We start from the raw sequence: 5,929 nt of genomic DNA, 5'->3' as shown, positions 1-5,929 counted from the left end.
GGGGCGGCCGGGCGCGGGGGCGGCGCGCTCCTCCCCTCCCACCCCCCGCCCCCCCCCCCCCCGCGGGCATCTTTGGCAACTCGGGGCCGGCGTGACCGGGGACCGCAGGCCGAGCCACTGCTCGGCGTCCCAGGCCTGGAACCGCTCTACCTCGGTGAACCCCAGCTTTGCCGCGAGGCGCATCGAGCCGACGTTGGCGGTCTGGGTGGTGAGCACCACCGGCTCGCCGGGAAGGGCGCCGTCGAACCAGTCGAGTGCCGCCGCGCACGCCTCGGCGGCGTACCCGAATCCCCACGCCCGCGGCAGGAACAGGTAGCCGAGATCGGCCTTCCCTGCAGCAGCCGGGCGACGGTGCTCCGTTGCTCGCCTGAGCAGGATCTGGCCGATCATCGCCCCGTCGAGATCAACGACGAAACTTCCGGGCCACCGCTCGGGTACCCCGGGCATCTCGCGCTCAAGCTCGTCACGCGGGCGGGGGCCGCCGAGGTAGGTGTGCACCTCTGGCGACGCCAGCAACTCGATGAACGCCGCACGGTCCCGGGCCTCGGGCTCGCGGAGCACGAGTCGCTCGGTCTTGATCGGCTCAGGCGGCCGGGCGACGGGCCCCAGGTCTGACATGCGCGCAGGCTAACAGCCCGAGAGGCGCTGGATATAGGTTCCCTCTCGACTACCGCCCGGCCGGCGCGGCGCGCCAGGCAGTGGCCGAGCCGCCCACTACCGTCGGTCGCCACCTCATGGGTCAACCAGCCCGGCCACACGCCAGCACCGACCCGCAAGGGCGCCATGCGTTTGACCGACCGCCGCGCCACCGTCGTCGCCGCCGTCCCCCGTCAACTCGAAGCGCCCCGACCTCGCCCACGGGGTGATGCGCTTCCGCCGTGGCAAGCGGCACCGTCTCCTGCGCTGACCGGCGGCGGTGGCATGTGCGCGACCGTCCCGGCACGGCAAGGCGCACTGATCACCGCCGCCGAGCGATGTGGAGGACCGCCCCACCCCGCTGGGCGAAGTCGCTGACCGCCGACATGTGCAGAAATCTCCCCCGCGGCGAACATCGGGCGCTCAGCCGCGGAAGCGAAGAGCGAGGATCGCGGCGGAATCCGCGATGCGTTCACCAACCCTGAAGAGCACCGACGACTGCGCCGCCAACTCCCTCGCGCCACCGGAGCACTGGCTCTGGTCCAACTTCTGGCAGGCCTGGACCCAGGCCGACACGGGCGCCGGACTGTGGCACGCGGTCTTGATCGTCGGCGGCACCGTCGCCCGACTCTGGTCCTCGCCAGCTGCGCAGCCTACTTGCTGGCCCTGCTACCGATCCGCGGCGACACCACGTTCATCACCTATCTGCTGATGCCGGCGCTTTGCCGACGCGGATGCCCCTGATGCCCCTGTTCTACATGTGGACCAGAGCCGGCCTCGACGACTCACGGCTGGGACTGGTCCTGATCTACACCGGACTGTTCTCGCCGTTCGCCACGCTCCTCCTGCGCTCGTTCCCTACCCACTGATCAGCGCAGCCGGCGTGATCACGATCGCGCCGATGCTAATCCTCTTCCTAATGCTGCAGCGCCGCTTCATCGAGGGCCTGCGCAGTTCCGGGCTCGGAGGGGCCTGAGGGCCTTGTGCCTTCTCGTCGAGTCTCGCCGCCACACCCGGCGTGGTGCACGGCGGCGCACTGCTTTGGCCGGGGTGACGACGTCGGGTGCCCCGCCCGGGTGCGTGGGACGATTACAGAAGACGAGGGGCACCTCCTGGAGGCCTCAGTGCGCATTGTGATTGTCGGTGACCGTTTCATTCCTGCCGAGTTCTACATCGACGCCCTGTCGAAGGTCTGCGGTCCGGGATTCGGACCGGTTCGCTGCGTGGACTGGCACGGAACCAAGACGGAGCAGCACACGGCGCAGCAGACCATGGAGTGGCGAGGTCCCGGGGCCGTGGCGGTTCCCGATGAGATCGTGGAGGCGGTGGGAGAAGCCGAGGTGCTGGCGGTGCACTTCGCTCCGGTGTCCCGTGCGGTGCTCCTGGCCGCCCCGGCGCTGCGGGCCGTCTGCGTGGCACGCACAGGGCTGGAGAACGTCGATGTCGCTGTCGCGACCGCCCGCGGAGTGGGGGTCGTGCCGGTGTTCGGCCGCAACGCCACGGCCGTGGCCGAGCTCGCCGTCGGTCTGATGCTCGCGGAGGCCCGGGACATCGCCCGGGTGGACGCCTCGGTCAAGTCCGGCGGCTGGCGGAAGACCCTCGGTCGTCCTGGCCTCGAGATCGGCGACGGCACGGTCGGCGTGGTCGGCTTCGGTCATGTGGGGCGCGCGTTCGCCACTGTGCTGCGCGGATTCGGCTCGCGTCTGATCGCCTACGACCCGTATGTGTCCGACGCCGTTCTGGCCGAGCACTCGGTCGCCCGGGCCGACAGTTTGGACACGGTCTTCAGCGAGTCCGACTTCGTCCAGGTCTTCGCCCGGTTGACGGCCGAGACCGAGCGTTTCATCCGCGCGAGCCACTTCGCGCTGATGAAGCCGACCGCCTACTTCGTGAACACCGCGCGCAGCCGACTTGTCGACACCGGCGCCCTGTACGACGTCCTGGCGGCCCACCGCATCGCCGGGGCCGGGCTCGACGTGCACGACCAGGAACCCCTGCCGGCGGACAGCCTGTGGCGTCGGCTGGACAATGTCACGCTCACCACTCACTTCGCCGGTGACACGACGACCACGAGCGTGCGTTCGGCGCGGCTGGTCGCCGAAGCCATAGCGGAACTGACCGCCACGGGCCGTTGTGTTTCCGCGGTCAACGCCCGTGAGCTGGGGTGGGTGTGAGCGGTGACGGGCGATCTGGTGCTCGGTGTCGACGCGGGGCACACCGTGACCAAGGCCGTGCTGTTCGACTCGGCAGGCCGAGAGGTGGCGCAGGGCGTGGGCACGGTCCCGCTCGACACCTCGCGTCCCCGCTGGGTGGAGCGGGACATGGACGACGTATGGCGAACCACTCACCAGGCCATCAGGGCCTCTCTCGCCGCAGCGGGCGCTGAGGGACGGGCCGTCGTCGCGGTGGGGGTGACCGGACACGGTGACGGCCTCTACGCCATCGACGAGCGGGGAAGACCCGTGCGGGCCGCGATCGTCGCGATGGACACGCGTGCTGAGCCCGTGCTGGCCGAGTGGCGGGACACCCGGGTCTGGGACCGAGCCCTCACGCTGTCGGGCACGGTCCCCTTCGCTGGTTCCCCGGCCGCCCTGCTGGCATGGCTCGGACGCCATGAACCGGCCGTGCTGGAGCGGGCCCGCTGGCTGCTGTCCTGCAAGGACTGGCTGCGTTGGCATCTGACGGGTGTGGTGGCCACTGACCCGACGGACGCCAGCGCCTCCTTCACCGACATGAGCCGGGGCGGATACTCGCAGGAACTGCTCGACCTGTTCGGGCTCGGGCCGCTCGCCGCCAAGCTGCCGCCCGTGCGGGCCTGTGAGGCGGTGTGCGGAACGGTCACCCGGCAGGCCGCGGCCCTCACGGGGCGGGGGGCGGGGCCGCCCCCCCCGCCGCGCGGCCCCCGCCGCGCCGCGCGCGCGCGGGGGGGGGGGGGGGCTCGCGCGCCCCCCCCGCCCCCCCGCGCGCCCCCCCCGTCGCCGCGGCGGCGCTGGGGGTCGGTGCCACGGGGGTGGGCGAACTGTGCCTGATCGCGGGGACGTTCAGCATCAACCAGGTGGTCTGCGATCACGCTGTCACCGACCTCCGCTGGCAGTGCCGCAGATTCCTTCAGCCGGGTCAGTGGATGATCATGTCCACCTCGCCCGCCTCTGTGGCGAACCTGGAGTGGTTCCTGCGGGTCATGGGCGCACCACCCGGACGCCGTGACGACGTCCACACCGCCATGGGCCAAGAGGTCGGGGCCCATCTGAAGGGCCCTTCGGAGGTGCTGTTCCTTCCCTACGTCTACGGATCCCCTCACCAGCAGCCGACGTCTGGAACCTTTCTCGGCATGCGCGGCTGGCACGACCGCGGGCACCTGCTGCGGGCCCTGATGGAAGGTGTCGTCCTCAACCACCGGTGGCACGTCGACGCGCTCCACTCCAGATTGCGCATCACCGGGCCCGCCATGCTGACCGGGGGCGCTGCGCGCAGCGCTGTCTGGAGCCAGATGTTCGCCGACGCGCTGCGGCGCCCGGTCGTGGTGACGGGCGTCGAGGAGAGCGCTGCCCGAGGGGCCGCGCTGCTCGCCGCTCGTGCCGTCGGACTGCTCGGTGACGGGGCGGATTCATGCGTTGGCGCTGCCATCCTCAGGCGCCATGAACCGGCCTCCGACCGGGCCGAGGTGCTGGAGGAGGCCTACCAGGTCTACCGGGAGGCCCAGGAGGTCCTCTGGCCCGTCTGGGCCCGCCTCGACTCAGCGACGGCGGAGTGACCGGCGTCCGGGGCCCTGACCGGTAACTGATGACCGGCCTCCCACGCATCCGCGTATGAGATACCATCGGCGCATTTAACACATTCTTCGAGATTTTCTATGCAAATCTATTGCAATTGGACTTGATCGAGCGTACACAGAAATACAAGACGACCCGCGCCCGGCCCTCATGACGCGGCCTCCGCCACCCAACGTGGCACCCCCTGTCACCAGTCCGAAAGCAACGGCCATGCCCCCCGACACCGCACCGTCGGTCACCCCCGACCATTCGCCCGTCGCGCCGTGGGACAACGTCCACTTCCCCAGCCCCAGGACCCTGATCCCGCACCACCCCGCGAAGGCCCATTTCACCCTTCCGGCACAGGAGGCACTGGTCGGCTGCCTGCGAAGCGCCGCCCGCGCGGTGCTCACACGCTGGCACCTGTCCGAGGACGAGCAGGACTCGGCTCTCCTGATCGTGGGAGAACTGGCCGCGAACGCGGCCGTTCACGGGCGTAGCGAAATGTCGCTGCGCCTGGTCCTCGCCGAGGGGACCCTGGGCATCATCGTGGGTGATCACGGAGATCCCACATCCTCGCATCGGCCCTGCGCGTACGACGATCCGGACGAACACGGCCGCGGCCTCGACATCGTCCACACCCTGTCCACCCAGGTCGACCTGCACCAGGACCATCACGGAACCTGGATCCTCGCCCGCCTCGCCGTCACGGCCACCCGCCCGGGAACCGACTGACCGGGCGGTGTCCGATGAGCGGGACACCTGGGGGACGCAGAGCCCCGGTCGACGGGCTACGAAGGGATCGGCAGGCCCTCGCGATGGAACGGCGGCTGGGCACCCACGCGCGTACCCGTCTCGGCCGCGACTCCGAGGGCGTAAGCAGGCAGCCCGGTGAGTTCGTCAGGACACGGTCCCGCGACGCCTTCTCCGGCGAGTCGGCCGGACCGGTGCAGATGGGCGAGCACGCCCGCGGTGAAGGCGTCGCCGGCCCCGACCGTGTCGACGGCCTCCACCACCGGGGCGGGCATGTGCACGCGGGCCGTACCCCCCGCGGCCCAGGCGCCCCGGGAGCCCAACGTGACGAGGACGAGCTTCGCCCCGGACGCCGGCCAGCCCTCGGCCACCAGCACGTACGGCTCACCCGGGTGGAGCCAGGCCAGGTCCTCCTCGCTCGCCTTGAGCTGTCCGGCGTTCGGCAGCGTGTCGCGGCACTCGGGCCGCAGACCGCGGTCGGCGGCACCGTTCGCGTGGAAGGGGTACGCCGCCGACGCGTCGTCGCACAGCCGGACGGCGGCGAGGGAGGCGGGGTCGGAAGTCGCCAGCACATGGGTGAGGCGTGTGCCGGATTCCGCGAGGTGCGCGCGCAGCAGGTCAGGGCAGTGGTCGTCGGAGATGCGCGCGAGCAGGCTTGCCGGCACACCGAGGCGGCCGAGGCCGGCAGCGACGTTGAGGCAGGAACCGCCCGGCCGCGGCTGGTAGGCCGTGCCACCGGTGGCCGTCGGGGTGGGTGCCAGGTCCACCAGCGCGTCTCCGGCGACGAC

Annotated in this window: 7 protein-coding genes; 5 read left to right on the top strand and 2 right to left on the bottom strand. The window is 71.2% G+C overall.

Annotated elements, in window-relative coordinates:
* The coding region (locus ACFW2E_RS39835) for a GNAT family N-acetyltransferase (RefSeq protein WP_384474880.1) at positions 1–618 on the bottom strand (618 nt) is incomplete at its 3' end.
* A gap of 752 nt (positions 619–1,370) precedes the next feature.
* On the opposite strand from ACFW2E_RS39835, the gene ACFW2E_RS39830 reads away from it, so the two are divergent.
* From ACFW2E_RS39830 to ACFW2E_RS39810, 5 genes are all read left to right on the top strand, one after another.
* The gene (locus ACFW2E_RS39830) at positions 1,371–1,505 is read left to right on the top strand and encodes a hypothetical protein (RefSeq protein WP_384474877.1); all 135 of its coding nucleotides are present in this window, start codon (positions 1,371–1,373) and stop codon (positions 1,503–1,505) included.
* 255 nt (positions 1,506–1,760) lie between these two features.
* Entirely contained in the window at positions 1,761–2,810 is a 1,050-nt protein-coding gene (locus ACFW2E_RS39825; RefSeq protein WP_384474874.1) for an NAD(P)-dependent oxidoreductase, read from the top strand.
* Between the two features lie 3 nt (positions 2,811–2,813).
* Complete coding sequence (locus tag ACFW2E_RS39820) at positions 2,814–3,665, top strand: FGGY family carbohydrate kinase (RefSeq protein WP_384474871.1); 852 nt, start codon at positions 2,814–2,816, stop codon at positions 3,663–3,665.
* Positions 3,647–4,390 (top strand): FGGY-family carbohydrate kinase, encoded by a 744-nt coding sequence (locus ACFW2E_RS39815; RefSeq protein WP_384474868.1) that lies wholly within the window; start codon positions 3,647–3,649, stop codon positions 4,388–4,390. Before ACFW2E_RS39820 ends, ACFW2E_RS39815 begins: the two co-directional genes overlap by 19 nt.
* A 229-nt stretch (positions 4,391–4,619) precedes the next feature.
* A complete protein-coding gene (locus ACFW2E_RS39810; protein ID WP_384474865.1) occupies positions 4,620–5,123 on the top strand; it encodes an ATP-binding protein in 504 nt (167 codons plus the stop codon).
* Between the two features lie 56 nt (positions 5,124–5,179).
* On the opposite strand, the gene ACFW2E_RS39805 is transcribed toward ACFW2E_RS39810, so the two are convergent.
* Positions 5,180–5,929: PfkB family carbohydrate kinase (locus tag ACFW2E_RS39805; protein ID WP_384474862.1), on the bottom strand; the 750-nt coding region annotated here is incomplete at its 5' end.

This window comes from Streptomyces sp. NPDC058964, from assembly GCF_042741275.1.
GTDB lineage: Bacteria > Actinomycetota > Actinomycetes > Streptomycetales > Streptomycetaceae > Streptomyces.
The sequence above is the reverse complement of the archived record's forward strand: the minus strand, read 5'-3'. Positions and strand labels throughout refer to the sequence as shown.

Bases quoted from the DNA above. Each gene is read 5' to 3' on its own strand.
- ACFW2E_RS39830 (WP_384474877.1), top strand. From the start codon at position 1,371: ATGCCCCTGATGCCCCTGTTCTACATGTGGACCAGAGCCGGCCTCGAC.
- ACFW2E_RS39810 (WP_384474865.1), top strand. From the start codon at position 4,620: ATGCCCCCCGACACCGCACCGTCGGTCACCCCCGACCATTCGCCCGTC.